General features: G+C 56.4%; 19 protein-coding genes and 1 tRNA gene. 9 read left to right on the top strand and 11 right to left on the bottom strand.

The features are described 5' to 3' along the window. Positions 1-123 precede the first annotated feature (123 nt). Positions 124-1,566: an aspartate ammonia-lyase gene (gene aspA, locus AB5Y97_RS05965; RefSeq protein WP_005340569.1), complete on the top strand. Its 1,443-nt coding sequence runs from the start codon at positions 124-126 to the stop codon at positions 1,564-1,566. 125 nt (positions 1,567-1,691) lie between these two features. Then, positions 1,692-3,011, top strand: a complete 1,320-nt coding sequence (locus tag AB5Y97_RS05960) for an anaerobic C4-dicarboxylate transporter (protein ID WP_019444958.1) — start codon at positions 1,692-1,694, stop codon at positions 3,009-3,011. Positions 3,012-3,254: 243 nt separating this feature from the next. On the opposite strand, the gene tsaD is transcribed toward AB5Y97_RS05960, so the two are convergent. Beyond that, positions 3,255-4,268, bottom strand: a complete 1,014-nt coding sequence (gene tsaD / locus AB5Y97_RS05955; protein WP_201947111.1) for a tRNA (adenosine(37)-N6)-threonylcarbamoyltransferase complex transferase subunit TsaD — start codon at positions 4,266-4,268, stop codon at positions 3,255-3,257. Between the two features lie 179 nt (positions 4,269-4,447). On the opposite strand from tsaD, the gene rpsU reads away from it, so the two are divergent. The 6 genes from rpsU to AB5Y97_RS05925 all read left to right on the top strand — a co-directional run bounded on the left by rpsU (position 4,448) and on the right by AB5Y97_RS05925 (position 10,066). Further along, on the top strand, positions 4,448-4,663 hold the full coding sequence (gene rpsU, locus AB5Y97_RS05950; protein WP_005309452.1) for a 30S ribosomal protein S21: 216 nt from the start codon (positions 4,448-4,450) through the stop codon (positions 4,661-4,663). Positions 4,664-4,678: 15 nt separating this feature from the next. Further along, positions 4,679-5,122 carry a GatB/YqeY domain-containing protein gene (locus AB5Y97_RS05945; RefSeq protein ID WP_005349081.1) on the top strand — a complete coding sequence of 148 codons (444 nt, stop codon included), beginning with the start codon at positions 4,679-4,681 and terminating at the stop codon, positions 5,120-5,122. An 88-nt stretch (positions 5,123-5,210) separates the two neighbouring features. Then, a complete protein-coding gene (gene dnaG, locus AB5Y97_RS05940) occupies positions 5,211-6,989 on the top strand; it encodes a DNA primase (protein WP_201947110.1) in 1,779 nt (592 codons plus the stop codon). A 183-nt stretch (positions 6,990-7,172) separates the two neighbouring features. Beyond that, complete coding sequence (gene rpoD / locus AB5Y97_RS05935; RefSeq protein ID WP_320643254.1) at positions 7,173-9,068, top strand: RNA polymerase sigma factor RpoD; 1,896 nt, start codon at positions 7,173-7,175, stop codon at positions 9,066-9,068. A 187-nt stretch (positions 9,069-9,255) separates the two neighbouring features. Continuing rightward, positions 9,256-9,332: transfer RNA gene (locus AB5Y97_RS05930), tRNA-Ile, on the top strand. 239 nt (positions 9,333-9,571) lie between these two features. Continuing rightward, entirely contained in the window at positions 9,572-10,066 is a 495-nt protein-coding gene (locus AB5Y97_RS05925) for a hypothetical protein (RefSeq protein WP_368157368.1), read from the top strand. Between the two features lie 229 nt (positions 10,067-10,295). Here AB5Y97_RS05925 and AB5Y97_RS05920 read toward each other — a convergent pair whose 3' ends face one another. The 10 genes from AB5Y97_RS05920 to purH all read right to left on the bottom strand — a co-directional run bounded on the left by AB5Y97_RS05920 (position 10,296) and on the right by purH (position 18,779). Further along, positions 10,296-10,937 carry an inovirus-type Gp2 protein gene (locus tag AB5Y97_RS05920; protein WP_368157367.1) on the bottom strand — a complete coding sequence of 214 codons (642 nt, stop codon included), beginning with the start codon at positions 10,935-10,937 and terminating at the stop codon, positions 10,296-10,298. A gap of 322 nt (positions 10,938-11,259) precedes the next feature. Beyond that, positions 11,260-11,628 (bottom strand): hypothetical protein, encoded by a 369-nt coding sequence (locus AB5Y97_RS05915; RefSeq protein WP_368157366.1) that lies wholly within the window; start codon positions 11,626-11,628, stop codon positions 11,260-11,262. Continuing rightward, positions 11,625-11,978 (bottom strand): hypothetical protein, encoded by a 354-nt coding sequence (locus tag AB5Y97_RS05910; protein WP_335829414.1) that lies wholly within the window; start codon positions 11,976-11,978, stop codon positions 11,625-11,627. Before AB5Y97_RS05910 ends, AB5Y97_RS05915 begins: the two co-directional genes overlap by 4 nt. Then, the gene (locus AB5Y97_RS05905; protein ID WP_101531417.1) at positions 11,975-12,175 is read right to left on the bottom strand and encodes an AlpA family transcriptional regulator; all 201 of its coding nucleotides are present in this window, start codon (positions 12,173-12,175) and stop codon (positions 11,975-11,977) included. The genes AB5Y97_RS05910 and AB5Y97_RS05905 overlap by 4 nt, the downstream gene beginning before the upstream one ends. 83 nt (positions 12,176-12,258) lie before the next feature. Continuing rightward, positions 12,259-12,906, bottom strand: a complete 648-nt coding sequence (locus AB5Y97_RS05900) for a hypothetical protein (RefSeq protein ID WP_368157365.1) — start codon at positions 12,904-12,906, stop codon at positions 12,259-12,261. Further along, positions 12,903-14,195: a site-specific integrase gene (locus AB5Y97_RS05895; RefSeq protein WP_064338767.1), complete on the bottom strand. Its 1,293-nt coding sequence runs from the start codon at positions 14,193-14,195 to the stop codon at positions 12,903-12,905. Before AB5Y97_RS05895 ends, AB5Y97_RS05900 begins: the two co-directional genes overlap by 4 nt. A gap of 400 nt (positions 14,196-14,595) precedes the next feature. Beyond that, positions 14,596-15,153, bottom strand: a complete 558-nt coding sequence (locus AB5Y97_RS05890; protein WP_338773756.1) for a cytochrome b/b6 domain-containing protein — start codon at positions 15,151-15,153, stop codon at positions 14,596-14,598. After that, a complete protein-coding gene (locus AB5Y97_RS05885) occupies positions 15,134-15,508 on the bottom strand; it encodes a cytochrome b562 (RefSeq protein WP_005349056.1) in 375 nt (124 codons plus the stop codon). The genes AB5Y97_RS05890 and AB5Y97_RS05885 overlap by 20 nt, the downstream gene beginning before the upstream one ends. Positions 15,509-15,785: 277 nt before the next feature. Further along, positions 15,786-17,072, bottom strand: a complete 1,287-nt coding sequence (gene purD, locus AB5Y97_RS05880; RefSeq protein ID WP_338773754.1) for a phosphoribosylamine--glycine ligase — start codon at positions 17,070-17,072, stop codon at positions 15,786-15,788. Between the two features lie 114 nt (positions 17,073-17,186). Then, the gene (purH, locus tag AB5Y97_RS05875; protein ID WP_040067541.1) at positions 17,187-18,779 is read right to left on the bottom strand and encodes a bifunctional phosphoribosylaminoimidazolecarboxamide formyltransferase/IMP cyclohydrolase; all 1,593 of its coding nucleotides are present in this window, start codon (positions 18,777-18,779) and stop codon (positions 17,187-17,189) included. Positions 18,780-19,194: 415 nt separating this feature from the next. On the opposite strand from purH, the gene zntR reads away from it, so the two are divergent. Next, positions 19,195-19,650, top strand: a complete 456-nt coding sequence (gene zntR, locus AB5Y97_RS05870) for a Zn(2+)-responsive transcriptional regulator (RefSeq protein WP_005341244.1) — start codon at positions 19,195-19,197, stop codon at positions 19,648-19,650. The last annotated feature ends 71 nt before the right edge of the window (positions 19,651-19,721 follow it).

Genomic DNA, 19,721 nt, shown 5'->3' with positions numbered 1-19,721 from the left:
TTCGGGAGGTCATTCTCCCAACCGCCCCACTCGATGTGTGGTGCTTCAGGATGAGCTGTGCGCAAGGAACTCGCGACCACTCGGTGAGGATTTTTCCATTTATCTGATTTCTGAGGCATTACAATGAGCGACATCAAGAACGTCCGCATTGAAGAAGACCTGCTGGGCACCAAAGAAGTTTCCAATGATCTCTACTACGGTGTGCACACCCTGCGCGCTGTCGAGAACTTCAAGATCAGCTCTCAGAAGATTTCTGACGTTCCGGAATTCGTCCGCGGTATGGTGCTGACCAAGAAGGCCGCTGCGCTGGCAAACGGTGAACTGGGTACCATCCGTCCTGAAATTGCTGACAAGATCGTAGAAGCCTGCGACCTGATGCTGAACACCGGCAAATGCTTCGACCAGTTCCCGGTCGACGTTTACCAGGGTGGCGCCGGCACCTCCGTCAACATGAACACTAACGAAGTACTGGCCAACATCGCCCTGGAAATCATGGGTCTGGAGAAAGGCCGTTACGACGTCATCAACCCGAACGACCACGTCAACAAGTGCCAGTCCACCAACGATGCATACCCGACCGGCTTCCGCGTTGCTGTGGTCAACAGCACTGATGTGACCCTGCACGCGCTGGAGCACCTGATCGCAGCATTCGATGCCAAAGCGAAAGAGTTCAAAAACATCCTGAAGATGGGCCGTACCCAGCTGCAAGATGCGGTTCCGATGACCCTGGGTCAGGAGTTCCACGCATTCGCCGTGACCCTGCGTGAAGAGATCAAGTCCATCAAGCGTTGCCAGGAGCTGCTGCTGGAAGTGAACCTGGGCGCGACCGCCATCGGTACCGGTCTGAACACTCCGCCCGAGTACTCTGCACTGGCTATCAAGCGTCTGGCCGAGATCACCGGTCGTGCCTATGTGCCGGCAGAAGATCTGATCGAAGCGACCTCCGACTGTGGCGCCTACGTCATGCTGCACGGCGCCATCAAGCGTCTGGCCATGAAGCTGTCCAAGATCTGTAACGACCTGCGTCTGCTCTCCTCCGGCCCGCGCACTGCACTGAAAGAGATCAACCTGCCGGAAATGCAGGCGGGTTCCTCCATCATGCCGGCCAAGGTCAACCCGGTTATCCCGGAAGTGGTCAACCAATCCTGCTTCAAGGTATTCGGTAACGACATCACCATCACCTTCGCCGCCGAAGCCGGTCAGCTGCAGCTGAACGTCATGGAGCCGGTGATTGGTCAAGCGATGTTCGAATCCCTGAGCCTGATGGAAAAAGCCTGTATTTCCCTGCGCGAGAAGTGCGTGGAAGGTATCACCGCCAACCCGGAAATCTGCATGAATCACGTGCTGAACTCCATCGGTATCGTGACCTACCTGAACCCCTTCATCGGCCACCACGAAGGGGATATCGTCGGCAAGATCTGTGCCCAGACCGGCAAGAACGTCCGCGAAGTCGTTCTGGAGCGCGGCCTGCTGAGCGCCGAGCAGCTGGACGAAATTCTCTCCATCGAGAACCTGATGAACCCGCAATACAAAGCCAAGCGTTTCACCCGCGAAGCTGCCGTATAAGCGAGTGTGGGCCGGGATCTTCCCGGCCCATAAAGTCAGTTCCCGATTGGTCTTTATCCCCAGCCCGATCGGGAATTGGCTTTTTGCCAAATAAAAACCAAAAACTAAAAAATGGAGTTATCGCTATGATTGGAATCGAGTTACTTGTCGTGCTCGCCGCTATCTATCTGGGGGCCCGGATAGGCAGCATCGGCATCGGCTTTGCCGGTGGTCTGGGGGTACTGGTATTGACGTGGGGTCTGGGCATGCCCATCCCGAGCGATCAACTGGTCAGCTACATCCCTTGGGATGTGATCATGATCATCGCGTCCGTCATCTGTGCCATCGCCTGTATGCAACTGGCTGGCGGGATGGACTATCTGGTCTCCCTGGCTGAGAAAGCGCTGCGCAAGAACCCCAAATACATCACCTTCGCCGCCCCGGTGGTCACCTACCTGATGACCATGCTGGCCGGTACCGGTCATACCGCCTTCTCTACCCTGCCGGTGATCGCTGAAGTGGCCAAAGAGCAAGGGATCCGCCCATCCCGTCCGCTCTCCATCGCGGTTGTCGCCTCCCAGATCGCCATCACTGCTTCCCCGATCTCTGCCGCTGTGGTTGCCTTCTCCGGCATGCTCGAGCCGTTTGGTGTTGACTACCTGACCCTGCTGGCCATCTGCATCCCCTCTACCTTCCTGGCCTGTATCCTGGGCGCCTTCATTGCCAACATGATGGGCAAACCGCTGGATCAGGACGAAGTCTATCTGGAGCGTAAAGCCAAGGGCCTGATCAAACTGCGTGGTACTACCAAGCTCGAGATCAAACCGTACGCCAAACTGTCTGTCTGGATCTTCATCGCCGCCATCGTTGCTGTCATGGCTTATGCCACTGCCATCTCCGGTAAAGTGGGCCTGATCACCAACCCGCCAATCCCCCGTGACGGTGCCATCATGGGCATCATGCTGGCCGCGGCCACCATCATGACCCTAGTGTGCAAACTGGACGCCACCCAGGTCACCAACATGCCGACCTTCAAGTCCGGTATGTCTGCCTGTATCTGCGTACTGGGTGTGGCCTGGCTGGGTAACGTCTTCGTGAAAGGCAACATGGACACCATCCAGCTGATCGCTGGCGACCTGCTGAACCAGTACTCCTGGCTGCTGGCCGTGGTACTGTTCTTTGCCGCCATGCTGCTCTACTCACAGGGTGCAACCACCAAAGCCCTGATGCCTGCCGCTCTGGCACTGGGTGTCAGCCCGCTGACTGCGATTGCCTCCTTCGCAGCCGTGAGCGCCCTGTTCGTACTGCCGACCTACCCGACTCTGCTGGCCGCGGTAGAGATGGACGACACCGGCTCCACCCGTATCGGTAAGGCGGTCTTCAACCACCCCTTCTTCGTACCGGGCACCGCCACCATCGCCATCGCCGTGGCGCTGGGCTTCTTCTTCGGCGGCATCCTGCTTTAATTCCATCGCCTGCCGATCGCCAAACAAAAATCCCCGCCAGTTGGCGGGGATTTTTTTATCTCTTTACTCTGTGCTTGGCTGTCTGCCAGCAAGAGGGCTGACCTCTTATCCGGATGGCTCAACCACGGCGACAGAAGACACCGCAACAGCGTGCCAGCGGCACTATAACCACCGCTGCCGGATTGCAGGAGCTGTAGGCCACCATGGTACTCACCACCACGCCAGAAGGCGGGATCTGTCGGATCAGACCGGATCCAGGGTATCCAGCGGCCAGCGCGGCACGGCTTTGACCACCAGCGGTTCGAACACGCCAGCTTTCAGGCGCTGCATACCGGCGTAAGCGATCATGGCGCCGTTATCGGTGCAATATTCAGTGCGCGGATAGAACACCTCGCCCTTGAGGCCCTCCATCAGCTCGGCCAGCTGGGCGCGCAGATGACGGTTGGCACTGACGCCGCCAGCAACCACCAGACGCTTAAGACCGGTCTCTTTCAAAGCACGACGGCACTTGATGGCCAGGGTATCAACCACCGCATCTTCAAACGCCCGAGCGATATCGGCACGGGTCTGCTCATCATCACCATTGGCGGCGATGGTGTTGGCGGTGAAGGTCTTGAGGCCAGAGAAGCTCATATCGAGCCCGGGACGGTCAGTCATGGGACGGGGGAAGTGGAAGCGCCCGGTGGTGCCCTTCTCGGCCAGACGGGAGAGCAGCGGACCACCCGGATAGTCCAACCCCATCAGCTTGGCGGTCTTGTCGAACGCTTCGCCAGCGGCATCATCGATGGATTCCCCCAGCAGCTGATAGCTGCCGATACCGTCGACCCGCACCAGCATGGAGTGACCACCGGAGACCAGCAGCGCCACGAAGGGGAACTCGGGGGCCTTTTCTTCCAGCATGGGAGCCAGCAGGTGGCCTTCCATATGGTGGACGGCGATAGCCGGCTTGTTCCACGCCATCGCCAGCGAGCGGCCAATGGTCGCCCCCACCAGAATGGCGCCAACCAGACCCGGCCCCGCGGTATACGCGATGCCGTCGATGTCATCTTTGCCCAGTCCCGCCTCTTGCAATGCGGCCTGGATCAACGGGATCGTCTTGCGAACATGATCCCGGCTGGCGAGTTCGGGGACGACGCCACCGTAGTCCGCATGCAGCTTGACCTGGCTGTATAACTGATGGGAAAGGATCCCTTTTTGATCGTCGAAGATCGCGATCCCGGTTTCGTCACAGGATGTCTCTATGCCCAATACACGCATTGCTAAAAAATTTCACTGCTAAAATGAGACGGCTATGGTAACCTTCGCGGGTTTTTTAAACCAGAGCGATCTCTGCGGGTTTACTTTCATTCCCTGTCCAGAGTATAATTTCGCACCATTTTAAGACATGCTGATCGATTGAAGGTCAGCTAACAATTTATCACTGAGGTGAAAGGCACATGCCAGTAATCAAAGTCCGTGAAAATGAGCCGTTTGACGTTGCTCTGCGTCGTTTCAAGCGTTCTTGCGAAAAAGCCGGTATCCTGTCCGAAGTTCGTAGCCGTGAGTTCTACGAGAAGCCGACTACCATTCGTAAGCGCGCCAAAGCGTCTGCTGTCAAGCGTCACGCCAAGAAGCTGTCTCGCGAAAACGCACGTCGTATCCGCCTGTACTAATCGGGAGATATTGCCGTGTCTCTGAAGGATCAACTCAAGGATCAGCAAAAGCTCGCTATGCTTGCCAAAGATAAGGCACGTCTGGGAGCGATCCGCTTGTTGATGGCAGAAATCAAGCAACGTGAAGTCGATACCCGTATCGAGCTGAATGATGAGGATATCCTCGCTGTCGTGACCAAAATGGTCAAACAGCGCCGCGATTCCATCAGCCAATTTGAAGCTGCAGGTCGCCAGGATCTCGCCGACAAAGAGTCCGCCGAGATCGTTGTGTTGCAGGAATTCCTGCCGCAACAGCTGACCGCAGATGAAATTGCTGCCCTGATCGAGCAAGCCATCACTGAAAGTGGTGCTGCCGTCATGGCTGATATGGGCAAAGTCATGGCTGTCTTGAAGCCGAAAATTCAGGGTCGTGCCGATGTCGGCGCCGTCAGTGCTCAGGTGAAAACCCGCTTGGCGTAACAGGCAACTCTCTTGTTTGGTCGAAGAAGCCGTGCTTCCCTTGGAATGCGCGGCTTTTTTATTTTCTCCGCAATGAAACAGGACGGTTATGGCAGGCAGGATCCCCCAATCCTTTATCGACGATCTGCTCGTACGCACAGACATAGTCGAGCTGATCGACTCGCGAGTGCGGCTGAAAAAAGCCGGTAAGAACTACCAGGCTTGCTGCCCTTTTCATAACGAAAAAAGCCCCTCTTTTACCGTTAGCCAGGAGAAGCAGTTCTACCACTGTTTCGGTTGTGGCGCCCACGGCAACGCCATCGGCTTTGTCATGGAGTACGACGGTCTCGAATTTCCCGATGCCATCGAAGAGCTCGCCAGCATGCAGGGCATGCAGGTACCTCGCGAGCAGAGCATCGGCGGCTCGGCCAATAGTCAGCCCGCTGTTAGCAAGGATCTGTTCGAGCTGATGAACCAGATCGCCCGCTTCTACGAGAGCAATCTCAAGAGTGCTCCCCACGCGGTGGAGTACCTCAAAGGGCGCGGTCTGACCGGCGAAGTAGTCAAGCGCTTCAACATCGGTTATGCCCCAAGTGACTGGGATCAGGTACGCCGCCGCTTCGGCGCCAGCCGAGATCACGAACAGCTGCTTATCTCGGGCGGCATGCTGATCACCCGTGACAATGGCCCGGGCAGCTATGACCGTTTCCGCGATCGCATCATGTTCCCAATCCGCGACAAGCGTGGCCGGGTTATCGGTTTCGGTGGCCGGGTGCTGGGTGATGGCACCCCCAAGTACCTGAACTCGCCAGAAACCCCTATCTTCCATAAAGGGCGGGAGCTGTTCGGTCTCTACGAGGTGAAGCAAGCACACAAGGACCCGCGCAGGATCCTGGTGGTGGAAGGATACATGGATGTGGTGGCACTCGGTCAGTACGACATCGACTACGCGGTGGCGGCGCTGGGTACTGCAACGACCAGCGACCATATCCACACCCTGTTTCGCACCACCGCCGAGGTCGTCTGCTGCTACGACGGTGACAACGCCGGTCGTGAAGCCGCCTGGCGCGCTCTGGATAATGCCCTCCCTCATCTGCAGGATGGCCGCGAGCTGAAGTTCGTGTTTCTGCCCGATGGCGAGGATCCCGACTCGCTGGTACGCAAGATTGGCAAGGAGGGCTTCGAAGCTCTGCTCGATGAAGCCCAGCCGTTCGCCGACTTCATGTTCCAGCGCCTAAGGCGGGACGCAATACTACTAGGTGAAGCAGGCAAGCATGAGATAGCTCATGAGGCTGCTGAACTCATCCGCCGCGTACCGGAAGGCTTTACCCGCGAAGGGTTGATCACCCGCCTCTCCAGCATGATGCGCTGGGGCGAGAACAAGCAGCGCATCGCCGAGCTCTTTGCCCGCAACAGTCAGCCCAAGGCCGAGGTCAACAAACCAAAAGCGATCAAGTTGACTCCACTGCGGCGGGCGCTGGCGCTGATGGTGCAATATCCGGCGGTAGCAGCCAAACTGCCCTCCATGCCGGAATTGGCCGGACTGCGCGTACAGGGCATCAAGTTCCTGCTGCAACTGCACCAGCAGATCCTGGCACAGCCCGGTATTACCACAGGTATCCTGCTGGAACATTGGCGCGGCACCAAGGAGGGAGAGATCCTCGCACAACTGGCAATGTATTACCCATTTGAAGAGATCAATCCGGATCAAGCTCCGGACATTCAGAGGGAACTGGAAGACACTTTCTTTGGCTTTACCAGTCAGGTTTTGAATCAGCGTATAGAAGAGTTACAAAACAAGGAAAGACCAAGCCAAGCGGAGATGCAGGAGTTAATGATGCTACTCAGGGAGATGAAGACTGAGAAAAGAAATGAGTGTGGGGCTTGATATTTGAGTGAATAGTCCCAATATGAATAACGTTGCCCGAATCGACGGGATGAAAAGCAAAAATTTTATAACCACCTGGCCCCGACAATACTGCGGGCAGGGGTTTCTCATGACCGACGCCGCAACCAGACATAGCATGTCTGGCGGTTTTCTATTAGAATTGGCTATTTGCGCAGCAGCGCACTGTACGCGCAACCTAGCAACACCAACCGGATGAGTTCTATGGAGCAAACCCCGCAGTCTCAGCTTAAACTCCTCGTTGCCAAAGGTAAAGAACAGGGCTACCTGACCTATGCCGAGGTGAACGATCACCTCCCGCAAGACATTGTCGATTCAGACCAGATCGAAGACATCATTCAGATGATCAACGATATGGGCATTCAAGTGGTTGAAAACGCTCCGGATGCCGATGACCTTATCATGGCTGAAGGTGGTACCGCCGATGAGGACGCTGCCGAAGCAGCGGCCCAGGCTCTGGCATCTGTTGAATCTGAGATTGGTCGCACGACCGATCCCGTCCGCATGTACATGCGGGAAATGGGTACCGTCGAACTGCTGACCCGTGAAGGCGAAATCGACATCGCCAAGCGGATCGAAGACGGTATCAACCAGGTACAAAGCTCCGTAGCCGAGTACCCTGAAGCAATTACTTACCTGCTCGAACAGTACGACAAGTACGAAGCCGAGCAGCTGCGTCTCTCTGACATCATCTCTGGTTTTATTGATCCGAACGAAACCGAAGACATTGCGCCTACCGCCACGCATATCGGTTCCGAGCTCGGCGAAGACGATCTGGCCGACGAAGATGAAGAAGACGAAGAAGACGAAGACGAAGATGGCGACAGCTCTGACGACGACGGTGATGGTGGTCCGGATCCGGAAGTCGCTCGCGAGAAGTTCGGCGAACTGCGTGCCCAGTATGAAGTGACCCGCCTCTCCATTCAGAAGAATGGTCGCGCGCACGAAGATACCCAGGCCGCCATCGCCCAGCTGGCCGATGTATTCCGTCAATTCCGCCTGATGCCCAAGCAGTTCGATCGCCTGGTCAACAACATGCGTGAAATGATGGAGCGCGTCCGCGTGCAGGAACGCATCATCATGAAGCTCTGCGTTGAGCAGGCCAAGATGCCGAAGAAAACCTTCGTCGCGGCCTTCACCAACAACGAGTGTGAAACTGCCTGGTTTGAATACCAGAAGCAGGCTGGCAAAGCCTGGTCTCCCCGTCTGGTTGAAATGGACGAGGATATTCAGCGCGCCATCGGCAAGCTGCAGCAGATTGAAGAAGAGACCGGTCTGTCGATTGCCCAGATCAAGGATATCAACCGTCGCATGAGCATCGGTGAGGCCAAAGCCCGCCGTGCGAAGAAAGAGATGGTTGAGGCCAACTTGCGTCTGGTTATCTCCATCGCCAAGAAGTACACCAACCGTGGTCTGCAGTTCCTGGATCTGATCCAGGAGGGTAACATCGGTTTGATGAAGGCGGTAGACAAGTTTGAATACCGTCGTGGCTACAAGTTCTCGACCTATGCAACCTGGTGGATCCGTCAGGCCATTACCCGCTCCATCGCGGATCAGGCCCGTACCATCCGTATCCCGGTACACATGATCGAGACCATCAACAAGCTCAACCGTATCTCCCGTCAGATGCTGCAGGAGATGGGTCGTGAACCGAACCCGGAAGAGCTGGCCATGCGCATGGGCATGCCGGAAGACAAGATCCGCAAGGTACTGAAAATCGCCAAAGAGCCTATCTCCATGGAGACGCCCATCGGTGATGATGAAGATTCCCACTTGGGCGACTTTATCGAAGATACCACCCTGGCTCTGCCAGCGGATGCGGCGACCAGCGAAAGCCTGCGCAACGCCACCCGCGAAGTGCTGGCTGGCCTGACCGCCCGCGAAGCCAAGGTACTGCGGATGCGTTTCGGTATCGACATGAACACTGACCACACCCTAGAGGAAGTGGGCAAACAGTTCGACGTTACCCGTGAGCGTATTCGTCAGATCGAAGCCAAGGCACTGCGTAAACTGCGCCACCCGAGTCGCTCGGAAGTGCTGCGCAGCTTCCTGGACGAATAGTCCTGACCCTGTGTCAAACTGCTCTGCCAAAGCCCCGCCATGCGGGGCTTTGTTTTGTCTGGCATTTACCCTTGCGACCCGCTTTGCACCCTCTATAGACCTGGACAATTAGTCGCCAAGTGGTTGATATGCCTATAGACTGCCCCTTCCTCTTCCCCTATAATCCACGCCGCTAAACGCACAATTTGGCCCCTTAGCTCAGTTGGTCAGAGCAGTCGACTCATAATCGATTGGTCACTGGTTCAAGTCCAGTAGGGGCCACCAGATTTAGAACGGCGTAGCAGGTTAGTAACCGCTACGCCTTTTTTGTATCTGACGTTTTTGGGTGCTTTAATGGGTGCTTTTAAGGGAAGGCTAGGCGCTTAACAACATGGGGCGAGCGTTCTTTTTAGGTGCCTATAAATGGACTGCTAGACGGCTATCTCTTTTATCTGTGTCGGAAAATGGACTAAGCGGAGGTTGTCCCGCTATCGCTGTAGCTTGAGTCGCATTCAGGTAATTTTTTGGAGAAATTAGTTTATCATTATCAGCATCTTCAAGTAGCCTATTACGAGGTTCTTAAACCGGAGATGTTGTTTATGACGAGCCATAAAACATTATTGGCGACTAGCTTAGCCTGTTTACTAAGCGCGTGTACTATCGCCCCCAAGGGAAACTATATAACTGCTCCATCTATTCCTGCCCCCGATGGCATGAGCGGGACATGGTTAGCGTCTGCTGGTGGGTCTCTTGGGGATGCGATTTATAATTTGTACATTACCCAAAGCGGTAAATACATGATATGTGGTGACTTTCTTGGTCAGGCTACAGCAGGAAGCTCAGGAAAGCTCACCCAGCATGATGGACAACTCTCAACCATTCAATCTGATGGCTATATCACTAACGTACAGCTCAAGGGTGATTCCCTTATCTTTAAAGATTATATGAATTTCACCAAGGGAGATGAACCGACCCCAAATTGCTACAAAGTGTTCAAGGATAGAGGCTTAATCCGATAGGCCTTCTTATTACCCGCCGCATCCGATAATTGGATCTTAGCGCTCATTTAAATAACGCAACTGGCGACACGCTACACAATGGCCGTCACTCGTATAACGGGGCGAGTGGTGGCCGTAGTGACAGGGCATTACGGGCTGATAGTACCGCTCCCCCTGCTCACGGGCTCGCCGCTTTCTAGCTCGGTTGATTGCGTCACTCGTCATCTAGCCCCCTCGCTTATTGCCAATATCAAGTTTTATCCAGTTTTGTCAGGCGTGAATAGCCGAAATCACGCGCCCCGTCCGGTCGGTATCCCTTGCCCCGCTCCTTGGTTAGATATGAGGCTCGCTTAACCGCCTCGGTGATATTGTGGTCATTGGTCATCAAGTAGCCATTTTCAGGAATGGATAACCGCCCCCCTTTGCGTTGCCAGATCTCGGCCAATTCCTCATACAATCGGGCGGGGTGGCGTAGCTTGTCGCCATCTATGAACAAGGCCAGATGGTAGTGCTGACGCTTGGCCTTCTCCTGCTCACGACACCAAACGTATTCTAGGCGCGTTTGATACTCTCGCCTTACATAGCGAGCGGCCAGCTTTAGGAATGCGCTCAGGCGCTCACTGGTGGCGGCTCCCTCACCCATGCTCAGGTCTAGCCGAACAAACAGCACCCGCCGATAACGCGCCACTGCTTCTACGATGCGCCGGATTATCTCGCTCAGTGGTTGGGTGTAACAGCCGCTCGCTGGCGTGGTGTTGATCGGGTAATCCTTCCCTTGATAGCAGTAAACGGGCTGGTGGGTTACGTGCCCATATCGCTTGCCCTGTTTGCGCTTGGTCTTGCCCGCTAGCTTGGCAGCAACGGCGCTTGGCAGGTCATCGGCTCGTTTCATTGGGCCGCCCTCTGCTCTAGCCCCTGCTTGGTTGTATTTCCCCCCAGATATAAACCTCTTACCCCATAGATATTATAAAATACCGCTCGTATTCCCGATTTCTCATTCCCCGCTAGGCCGCGCCATTGCTGTGCTTTGCCCTGTTTGGCGATCCCAATTAGCATGTCCCAATTAGCGTAAATCGATTCACAGCGGCTCAAGCCAGCGAACGGGCACGACAACGGGCGGCAAGGATTACCGTTGGTGGTTATTGTCATGGGTGGTATGCTCGATGGTGCCGGTGGGTTGAAAGTTTGGAGACCAAAACCCACCAGCGGACTTACTAGGCGGCGCTGTTCTTTTGGTCAGCGCCGTTTTCATATTGCTTCAGGTATTGGGCCTCTTGCTCAGGTGAGATCAACACCCCGCCCCGCTTGCCCCGCTTCAGATTCACAAGCGCAACCACTTTCCGCACATCCTCGACTGTGGCAAGCCAATACCGCTTCATCTGTACTCTGCCACCGCCGCTGTGTTGGTGGGTAAAGTACTCATCAAGTATCGATACTCCCATTTTGCGCAGATCTGACACCCCGTTGCGGTAATTGAGATCGCGGCAGTTGGCCAACCCAGTCAAAGCGGTACAACCTTTTTGCGGGCCTTGTTCCAGTAGGTGGTAGGCGGTCAATTCCAGCTTGGTTGCGATTTTGCTCATTGAGCCCCCCCCACACGACTGCGCAGCACCTCAGCCGGATCTTGACCAGCATCCAGCATATCTCGCACGTCATTACAGAAACAGGTCAACATGCCATCCAGCACGTCCTTACCCCAGTCATTCAGCTTGCCAGCCGTAAACATGGCATCAATGAATATCAGCGCACGGGCATTGCCCAGTTCGCCGCCATACTCGGTCAGCAGGCTCCCCACTATTTGGGATTGAATTGCGATGGTCAGTACCGCCACATCCAGCGGCAACGACACGCCAGCATGACGAAATTGACCGCCGTTGTGGCTCAGATACTGGCGGGCGGTCTCGTTTACCCGTTCGTTTAATGGCTGATTCATTCGCGAGCCCCCTTTGCGAGGAGGTGTTCGATATAGGCCTCTACATCAACCTGCTTGAAGCGCACGGCGCGGGGGCCAATATAAACGGGCTGGGGGAACGCCGGATCATCATGGCGGCGACGCCATAAGGTGGGCCGGGAAATACCTAACTGCTCACACACTACATATTGGGTTAATAGCTTGGTTGCCTGATTCATTGTCTCAGCTCCTGTTATGTGTTGAAACAGGAGCAATTTTGTTTGAATAACTCAGGCTTTGTGAGGGCAAAAAAAGGCGCTATTTATTCTCCGGTCTTGCCGTGCGCTTCCCCCATTTGAGCCTGATATCTCCCTATTTCAGCTTCAAGTGCGCGTATTTTTTCAAGTCCCTGAATGATTTCATACTCTTTATCCAACCATTCCATGGCAACAGAGGCAGGGTATAGCTCACCTGCAACATGAACAACTGGCAGTTTGTACATGCGTATCAATCGCGAGATCTCAGCATCAAAAGCAGTGTTAAACAAAAGCGGTGGACTTAGTTTTTCGTATTTCCTAACCTCTCGCTCATCAATTCCCATGAGGTCAGCCAACTCGGTCTGTGTCGGAGCAGCCCGCCCGTCAAACATTGGCAGCATTTTGCGGTGGAATTTAATAAACGCCTCGTTCACTTGCGCGGATTCCAGCGGCTCCTTTCGTGCTGGACGCCCCCGCGATCTTTCAGGCCAAGGATCTATTGGCTTAGATTTTGGTGCCCGAACCTTCCTATCTAGGTGGCGTTCAACACCATCGGCGACCAGTGCCAGCAGCTCATCACTAACCATGCTGCCCGCTCTAACGCAATCAACAAACAGACGCAACCTCTCGCGCACACTTGGCTCGGCAAGCTGCTCATTTTCAATTACATCCTCGAGCCATGCCTCATAACGCAGCGCGTCTTGATCCATCACCCACGCCCCCCGAAGTTAGCCGGAATCACGTTATCCGCCGCCAAATCCAACAACCGCCGCTCCCATAGCTCCAGTGCTCGCCGCTTCTCTGGCAGATACTCGTAGCGATCATAGTGTTTGCTGGATACATCATTCAGAGCGTGATTCTGTAGGCGGTCGCGCAGGTCTTTGGCTATGCCCAGCTCGCCCATCAGGGTTTTACAAGTTCGGCGGAAATCACGGGGGATAAAGTGCGCCATTTCGGCGCGTTTGCGGTAACGGTCAATCGCTTGGCTCAGTGAGGCCATCGGCATTGGTTCGCTCGGCTTAGTTGCGTGGGCAAAGATAAAGGGACTATCCCCCGTGGCCGCTTGTTGCTCTCTCAACACCCGTAAGGCGCTATCGGTGAGCGGGATCAGGTGAGGGCGGCCATTCTTGGAAAGCTCGGCGGTAATCGTCAGGGTTTTGGCTTGCCAGTCGATACTTGCCCAGCGTGAGGCGGCCAGCTCATAAGGGCGTTGGCCGCCCGTGAAGAAACAGAGCCGGATCAGGGTGCGCAGGGTCAAACCTAGGCTGGTGGGCTGCTCCATATCATCGAGCAACTGGCGAGCCTCTGCCCACGTCAGGAAGCGTTCCCCGACACGTTCAGCGGCCTTTTGCTTTGGTATGGCCGCCACCGGATTAAGCACCAAGCCAAATTTGGCATCGTCTATGAAATTGGCGGGGTCGTTGTCATGTTTGAGACCGTGATTAAACGCCGCCATCAGGTAGCTTCTGACGCGATTGGATTGGGTATCAGCGCCACGGCGGATCATGTGCGCCAGAATGATTTTTATGTCGTGCGCGGTCACGTCCTTGGCTTTGGTCGTGGGTTTGATGACTGGATACGTCTCTTTCTCCAAGGCCAGCAGCACGGCGGCATAGGTGCGCTTGCCATCCTTCTTCATCTGCTCGGTGTAGCTTTTGAATAGCTGTTCAACAGTGCCTTGCTGTTCATGCTCCCGCTGTTCTTGATCCCGCTCTCTTGTTTGGCGCGTCAGCTCATCTTTGGGGTCTAGGCCATCGCGGATCATTTGGCTGAATGCCTTGGCCTTTTCGCGGGCATCGGCAAGGGAGAGGGTTGGAAAGCGGCCAAGCTGAATGAAGGCGCGTTTCTCGTTGCGGGTATAGCGAAACACAAACATCTTGCCGCCACTCGGCAACACCTTGACGCCTAGCCCACCAGCTCCACGGGTGCGGTCATCATCCATCCTGTAATAGGCGCTTTCTTTCGCCACCAGCGCGGCGATCTCGTTGTGTGTTAGCGGCATAGTCGATTGGTCTCAGCTAAAGGCACCCAAACGTTAAAATGGGTGCTGTAATGGGTGCTTTTAAGGTGAAGCTACCCGATACTTTATGAGTTCCAATGATACAAGTGATTTGGCTATATGTCTGTGATTTAAGGGGTTTTTCTGACAATATCAAGACAAACTGAAACGTTGTGAAAACGTTAAATTCACGACTCATAATCGATTGGTCGTGGGTTCAAGTCCCCCAGGGGCCACCAAATTGAAAAAGGCCGCTCATGATGAGCGGCCTTTTTGCTTCTGCTGATCGGGCAATGTCCAGTGATGAGCTCGATGAGGTCATAGAAAAGACCCGCCATGGGCGGGTCTGGGCAGGGTCCGGATCAGGCGCCTCACTCAGAGACAAGGAGCCTAATGCTGAGCCTCAGGTTTGCTCGTTGCTGCCGCTCTGGATGGACGAGCGACGCCCGATGGCTGGCAGCATCCGGGTAACCAGATTGCTGCGCTGGCGCCAGGAGGTAAAGACAATGGCCAGCAGGTGCAGACCAATCAGCCCCTGCAGCGCCACCACGCACCACTCATGCCACTCGTCAGCCCCCAGTTCAAATCCCGTCTCGGTATTTTGAAACCAGCCGCTGCCAGCGGTGGCCAGCACAACCAGCCAGAGCGCCCACACGGCCAGCTTGCCGCTGCCGTGATGACCCGGTGCCGGAGGCTGCCGCTCACGCATCTCGCGCGCTTGCTGGCGAAAATCCTCACCGCTGGGGATTAGGGCACCAAGGCGAGCGTAGCCACGGGCGAAAGTGAGCCCCCAGAGCAGACGCAAGGAGACCAGCCCAATGGCGCCGTAACCCAGCCACTCGTGCCACTCCTCCCCCGCTTCGTTAACCCAGAGGTTGCCGATGCAGACCGCCGCCAAGCCCCAGTGGGTCAGGCGAACCAGCGGATCCCAGCGAAAGAGCTCACCCTTTTTGCTTGGCATATTTGTGGTACTCCTTCTTCAGGTCGTTGACCTTGGCCAGATGTTCGCGCGCCTTGGCCTCATCACCCGCCTTGAGTGCGGCCAGGCTGGCGTCCAGCTCGGTCTGTACCTCGTTCATCCCTTCAAGGAATTTCTCTTTCTTGGCGGCCGGCATGTTCTTCTGCTTGGCCACATCCAGCTGGGCCTTCATCTCGTTGATGTGCTTCTCCATGGTGGCTGCATCATCAGCCTTGACGGCCTGCTTGTAGTTGAAGCCAATCTTCTTCATCGGCTGTTCCAGATCACCCGCCACGGCAGGCAGGGTCATCAGGCCAAACATCAGGGGCAACAGCAGGGGGCGGACGGTTTTCAACATGGGATTTCCTTATATAACGACATGCTCGAATTGTTAGGGGTACTTATGAATCCAAACAAGAATTCATCACCAGCATGATGCCATGACTCATGGTGAAACGTTTGTGAAAAATGCTGTTTTTTGTGGCAAATAGTGACAAGTATGCCGCGCTTGTTTGCGCTTGGTAACTGATTGAACGCAGGTGACACGCAGCATGAGGATGGTTGAAAGCGGTAAACAGGGACAAAAAACCCCGCCGTAGCGGGGTCTGAATCAGCTGGCCATTTGCGTGCGTCAGTTACTCCTGTTCGCGAGCAATGGCGCGCCAGCCGATATCCTTGCGGTAGAAGACGCCATCCCACTTGATACGGCCAGCGAGCTGATAGGCACGCTGCTGGGCTTCTGCCACAGTGTGGCCGAGGGCGGTGGCGCACAACACGCGGCCGCCAGCGGTCAGGCTGGTATCGCCCTCCAGGCGGGTACCGGCATGGAACACCTTCTCGCCCGCCACTTCATCCACCGGCAAGCCGCTGATGGGGTGGTTGGTGCTGTAATCGCCGGGATAGCCTCCCGCCGCCAACACCACGCCGATAGCGGCGCGGGGATCATAGATAGCCTCTTTCTGATCCAGCTTGCCTGCGCAAGCGGCCAGGCAGAGCTCCACCAGATCGGACTGCATCCGCAGCATGATGGGCTGGGTCTCGGGATCGCCGAAACGACAGTTGAACTCGATCACCTTGGGATTGCCTGCACCGTCGATCATCAGACCGGCGTAGAGGAAACCGGTGTAGACGTTGCCTTCGGCCGCCATGCCTCGCACTGTCGGCATGATCACCTGCTCCATCACGCGTCGATGTACCTCGGCGGTCACCACAGGCGCCGGGGAGTAAGCCCCCATACCGCCGGTGTTGAGGCCGATATCACCGTCGCCAACTCGCTTGTGATCCTGACTGGTGGCCATCGGCAGCACGTGCTCGCCATCGACCATGACGATGAAGCTCGCCTCTTCACCTTCCAGAAACTCCTCGATCACCACCCGGGAGCCCGCTTCGCCAAAGGCATTGCCGGAGAGCATGTCGCGCACCGCGTCTTCCGCCTCCTGCAAGGTCATGGCGACAATCACCCCCTTGCCTGCCGCCAGACCATCGGCCTTGATGACGATGGGGGCCCCCTTCTCGCGCAAGTAGGCGAGCGCAGGCTCCACTTCGGTGAAGTTCTGGTACTCGGCAGTCGGGATGGCGTGACGGGCCAGGAAATCCTTGGTGAAAGCCTTGGAGCCTTCCAGCTGGGCAGCGGCAGCGGTCGGGCCAAAGATCGGCTGACCGGCGGCGCGGAAGGCATCCACCACCCCTTTCACCAGAGGCGCTTCCGGCCCGACGATGGTGAGGCCGACCTGCTTCTCTTTGGCAAAGGCCAGCAGCCCTTCGATATCGGTCGCCTCGATGGCGACGTTCTCGACACCCGGCTCAAGCTGGGTGCCCGCATTGCCCGGCGCCACAAAAACGTGGCGTACCAGCGGGGAGTGTTTGGCCTTCCAGGCCAGGGCGTGTTCGCGGCCACCGTTGCCAATGATCAGTACTTTCATCGTATCGCTCGCTTCTATTTGTGGTCACTGGACGGCCACCCGGGCCGTCAGTCAGCGGAAATAGTCAGTTGAAAAGAGACAACAAAAGGGCCGCCATCGGCAGCCCCTGACCCATCAATGACGGAAATGGCGCATGTTGGTGAACACCATGCACATACCGTGTTCGTCGGCGGCATCGATCACCTCCTGATCGCGCATCGAGCCACCCGGCTGGATCACGCAGGAGATACCGGCCTGCGCGGCAGCATCAATACCGTCGCGGAACGGGAAGAAGGCATCGGAGGCCATCACGGAGCCCGCCACGGTCAGCCCTTCATCCGCCGCCTTGATACCGGCGATTTTGGCCGAATAAACACGGCTCATCTGGCCTGCGCCGACGCCGATGGTCTGGCCATCTTTGGCGTAGACAATGGCGTTGGATTTGACGAACTTGGCCACTTTCCAGCAGAACAGCAGATCTTGCAGCTCGGCCTCGGTCGGCTGGCGCTTGCTGACCACGGTCAGGTCACCCAGAGTCACCATGCCGAGATCCCGCTCCTGTACCAGCAGACCGCCGTTGACGCGCTTGAGGTCAAAGCCTTGCGCCGGAGCCGTCCACTGCCCGCATTCGAGCAGACGCACGTTCTGCTTGGCGGCGACCGCATCGCGGGCCTCCTGGCTGACGGTTGGGGCGATGATCACTTCGACAAACTGGCGGGCCACGATGGCTGCCGCAGTGGCACCATCCAGCTCACGGTTAAAGGCGATGATGCCGCCAAAGGCGGAGGTGGGGTCGGTCTGGTAAGCGCGATCGTAGGCACTCAGCAGGTCGCTACCGATGGCCACACCGCAGGGGTTGGCATGCTTGACGATGACGCAGGCCGGCTCGTCGAACTCCTTCACACACTCCAGCGCCGCATCGGTATCGGCGATGTTGTTGTAGGAGAGCGCCTTGCCCTGCAGCTGGATAGCGCTGGAGACAGAACCCGGAGCTGCATGCTCTTCGGCGTAGAAGGCGGCAGCCTGATGGCTGTTTTCGCCGTAACGCATGTCCTGCTTCTTGATGAACTGGCTGTTGAAGGTGCGCGGGAAACGGGACTCCTCGTCACCCTCCTTGTTGTCACCGTAGGAAGGAACCATGGTGCCGAAGTAGTTGGCGATCATGCCGTCGTAGGCAGCAGTGTGCTCGAATGCGGCGATGGCCAGATCGAAACGGGTCGCCAGTTTCAGGCTGTTGCCGTTGGCATCCATTTCGCGAATAACCCGATCATAGTCGGCAGCTTTGACGACGATAGCGACATCCTTATGGTTTTTGGCGGCAGAACGCACCATGGTCGGACCGCCGATGTCGATGTTCTCGACCGCATCGGCCAGAGTGCAGCCCGCTTTGGCCACGGTTGCAGCAAAGGGGTAAAGGTTGACGACAACCATGTCGATGGGGGAGATAGCGTGCTGAGCCATGATGGCGTCATCCTGATCCCGACGGCCGAGGATGCCGCCATGAACCTTGGGATGCAGGGTCTTGACCCGGCCATCCATCATTTCAGGGAAACCCGTGTAATCGGAGACCTCGGTCACCGGCAGACCCGCCTCGCCAAGCAGCTTGGCGGTACCGCCCGTGGAGAGCAGGGCAACACCACGCTCGTTGAGTGCCTTGGCAAATTCCAGAATGCCAGTTTTGTCAGACACACTCAGCAGTGCACGGCGAATGGGTCGAGCTTGTTCCATCACACTATCGTCCTCAACATAACGGGGACCGTTCCATGGGAGGCGAGGCTCAACACAGAGAGTCCCCAAATAAATGGAAGTGGGGGATTTCGCAAACCACTCTCGCCCCGACATCCGGCAAAAGCGTTTTAGGAAATGCCCGCTTGGTGCGGCGCTCTGTTATGGGCGCGTATTCTACACAAAAAATGTGACCTGTGGTGGATTTTTTGAAACAGCAAAGCCTTATTTGGCGCGGCGTTAAACGTTTTCCACTTGATTTTCTCGAAACGTTTGCACTTTCAGTGTTTTATGGGAAAAAGGGTCGCCAGGAGATGTTTATCTGCCCCTTTTATGCCCTTGGCTGGCAATCCATGGGCAAAGGGGTGATAGTGGATTCCGGTTTTTGTGGCGGCATACATTCAAGGAGAGAGAGAGCATGTATCGGATCGGTGAACTGGCCAAGGCGTGCGGGGTCAAGGCAGATACCCTGCGTTTTTACGAGAAGAACGGGCTTATCTCACCGGGGATCCGCAACGAATCCGGCTACCGTCTCTACAGCGAACAGGACAAGCGGCGGCTGGAGTTTATTATCCGCGCCAAGTCGGTCGGATTCTCGCTGGCCGATATTGGCGAGCTGCTCGACCTCGATACCAACAAGGCCAAAGTCACCTGTCAGGAGGTAAAAGCGGTAGCCGACACCAAGCTGGCCCAGGTGGAGCAGAAGATCATCGAACTGACCCGCTTTCGCGACAATCTGCGCGAGCTCTCCAATATCTGCTGCGGCGGGCCGCGCTCGGCGGAGCACTGCGCCATCCTCGAGACGCTGGAATCTGGCGCTCCGGCCCATCACGAGCACCACAGCCACGACCAGCATGACCCGGTTCACGGCTGACATGGTACGCCTGACTGAGCGTGCCTGGCTCAGTGTGACTGACTCGGCGCCGCCGACGCATTGCTCTGGCG

It is taken from the genome of Aeromonas sp. R10-2 (genome assembly GCF_040908445.1).
Lineage (GTDB): Bacteria > Pseudomonadota > Gammaproteobacteria > Enterobacterales > Aeromonadaceae > Aeromonas > Aeromonas veronii.
The sequence above is the reverse complement of the archived record's forward strand: the minus strand, read 5'-3'. Positions and strand labels throughout refer to the sequence as shown.

Coding starts and splice junctions, on each gene's coding strand:
- purD (WP_338773754.1), bottom strand. CDS start 17,072: ATGAAAGTACTGATCATTGGCAACGGTGGCCGCGAACACGCCCTGGCC.
- AB5Y97_RS05915 (WP_368157366.1), bottom strand. CDS start 11,628: ATGAGCAAAATCGCAACCAAGCTGGAATTGACCGCCTACCACCTACTG.
- rpsU (WP_005309452.1), top strand. CDS start 4,448: ATGCCAGTAATCAAAGTCCGTGAAAATGAGCCGTTTGACGTTGCTCTG.
- purH (WP_040067541.1), bottom strand. CDS start 18,779: ATGGAACAAGCTCGACCCATTCGCCGTGCACTGCTGAGTGTGTCTGAC.
- AB5Y97_RS05890 (WP_338773756.1), bottom strand. CDS start 15,153: ATGCCAAGCAAAAAGGGTGAGCTCTTTCGCTGGGATCCGCTGGTTCGC.
- AB5Y97_RS05910 (WP_335829414.1), bottom strand. CDS start 11,978: ATGAATCAGCCATTAAACGAACGGGTAAACGAGACCGCCCGCCAGTAT.
- aspA (WP_005340569.1), top strand. CDS start 124: ATGAGCGACATCAAGAACGTCCGCATTGAAGAAGACCTGCTGGGCACC.
- AB5Y97_RS05895 (WP_064338767.1), bottom strand. CDS start 14,195: ATGCCGCTAACACACAACGAGATCGCCGCGCTGGTGGCGAAAGAAAGC.
- AB5Y97_RS05905 (WP_101531417.1), bottom strand. CDS start 12,175: ATGAATCAGGCAACCAAGCTATTAACCCAATATGTAGTGTGTGAGCAG.
- dnaG (WP_201947110.1), top strand. CDS start 5,211: ATGGCAGGCAGGATCCCCCAATCCTTTATCGACGATCTGCTCGTACGC.
- zntR (WP_005341244.1), top strand. CDS start 19,195: ATGTATCGGATCGGTGAACTGGCCAAGGCGTGCGGGGTCAAGGCAGAT.
- AB5Y97_RS05885 (WP_005349056.1), bottom strand. CDS start 15,508: ATGTTGAAAACCGTCCGCCCCCTGCTGTTGCCCCTGATGTTTGGCCTG.
- AB5Y97_RS05960 (WP_019444958.1), top strand. CDS start 1,692: ATGATTGGAATCGAGTTACTTGTCGTGCTCGCCGCTATCTATCTGGGG.
- tsaD (WP_201947111.1), bottom strand. CDS start 4,268: ATGCGTGTATTGGGCATAGAGACATCCTGTGACGAAACCGGGATCGCG.
- AB5Y97_RS05920 (WP_368157367.1), bottom strand. CDS start 10,937: ATGAAACGAGCCGATGACCTGCCAAGCGCCGTTGCTGCCAAGCTAGCG.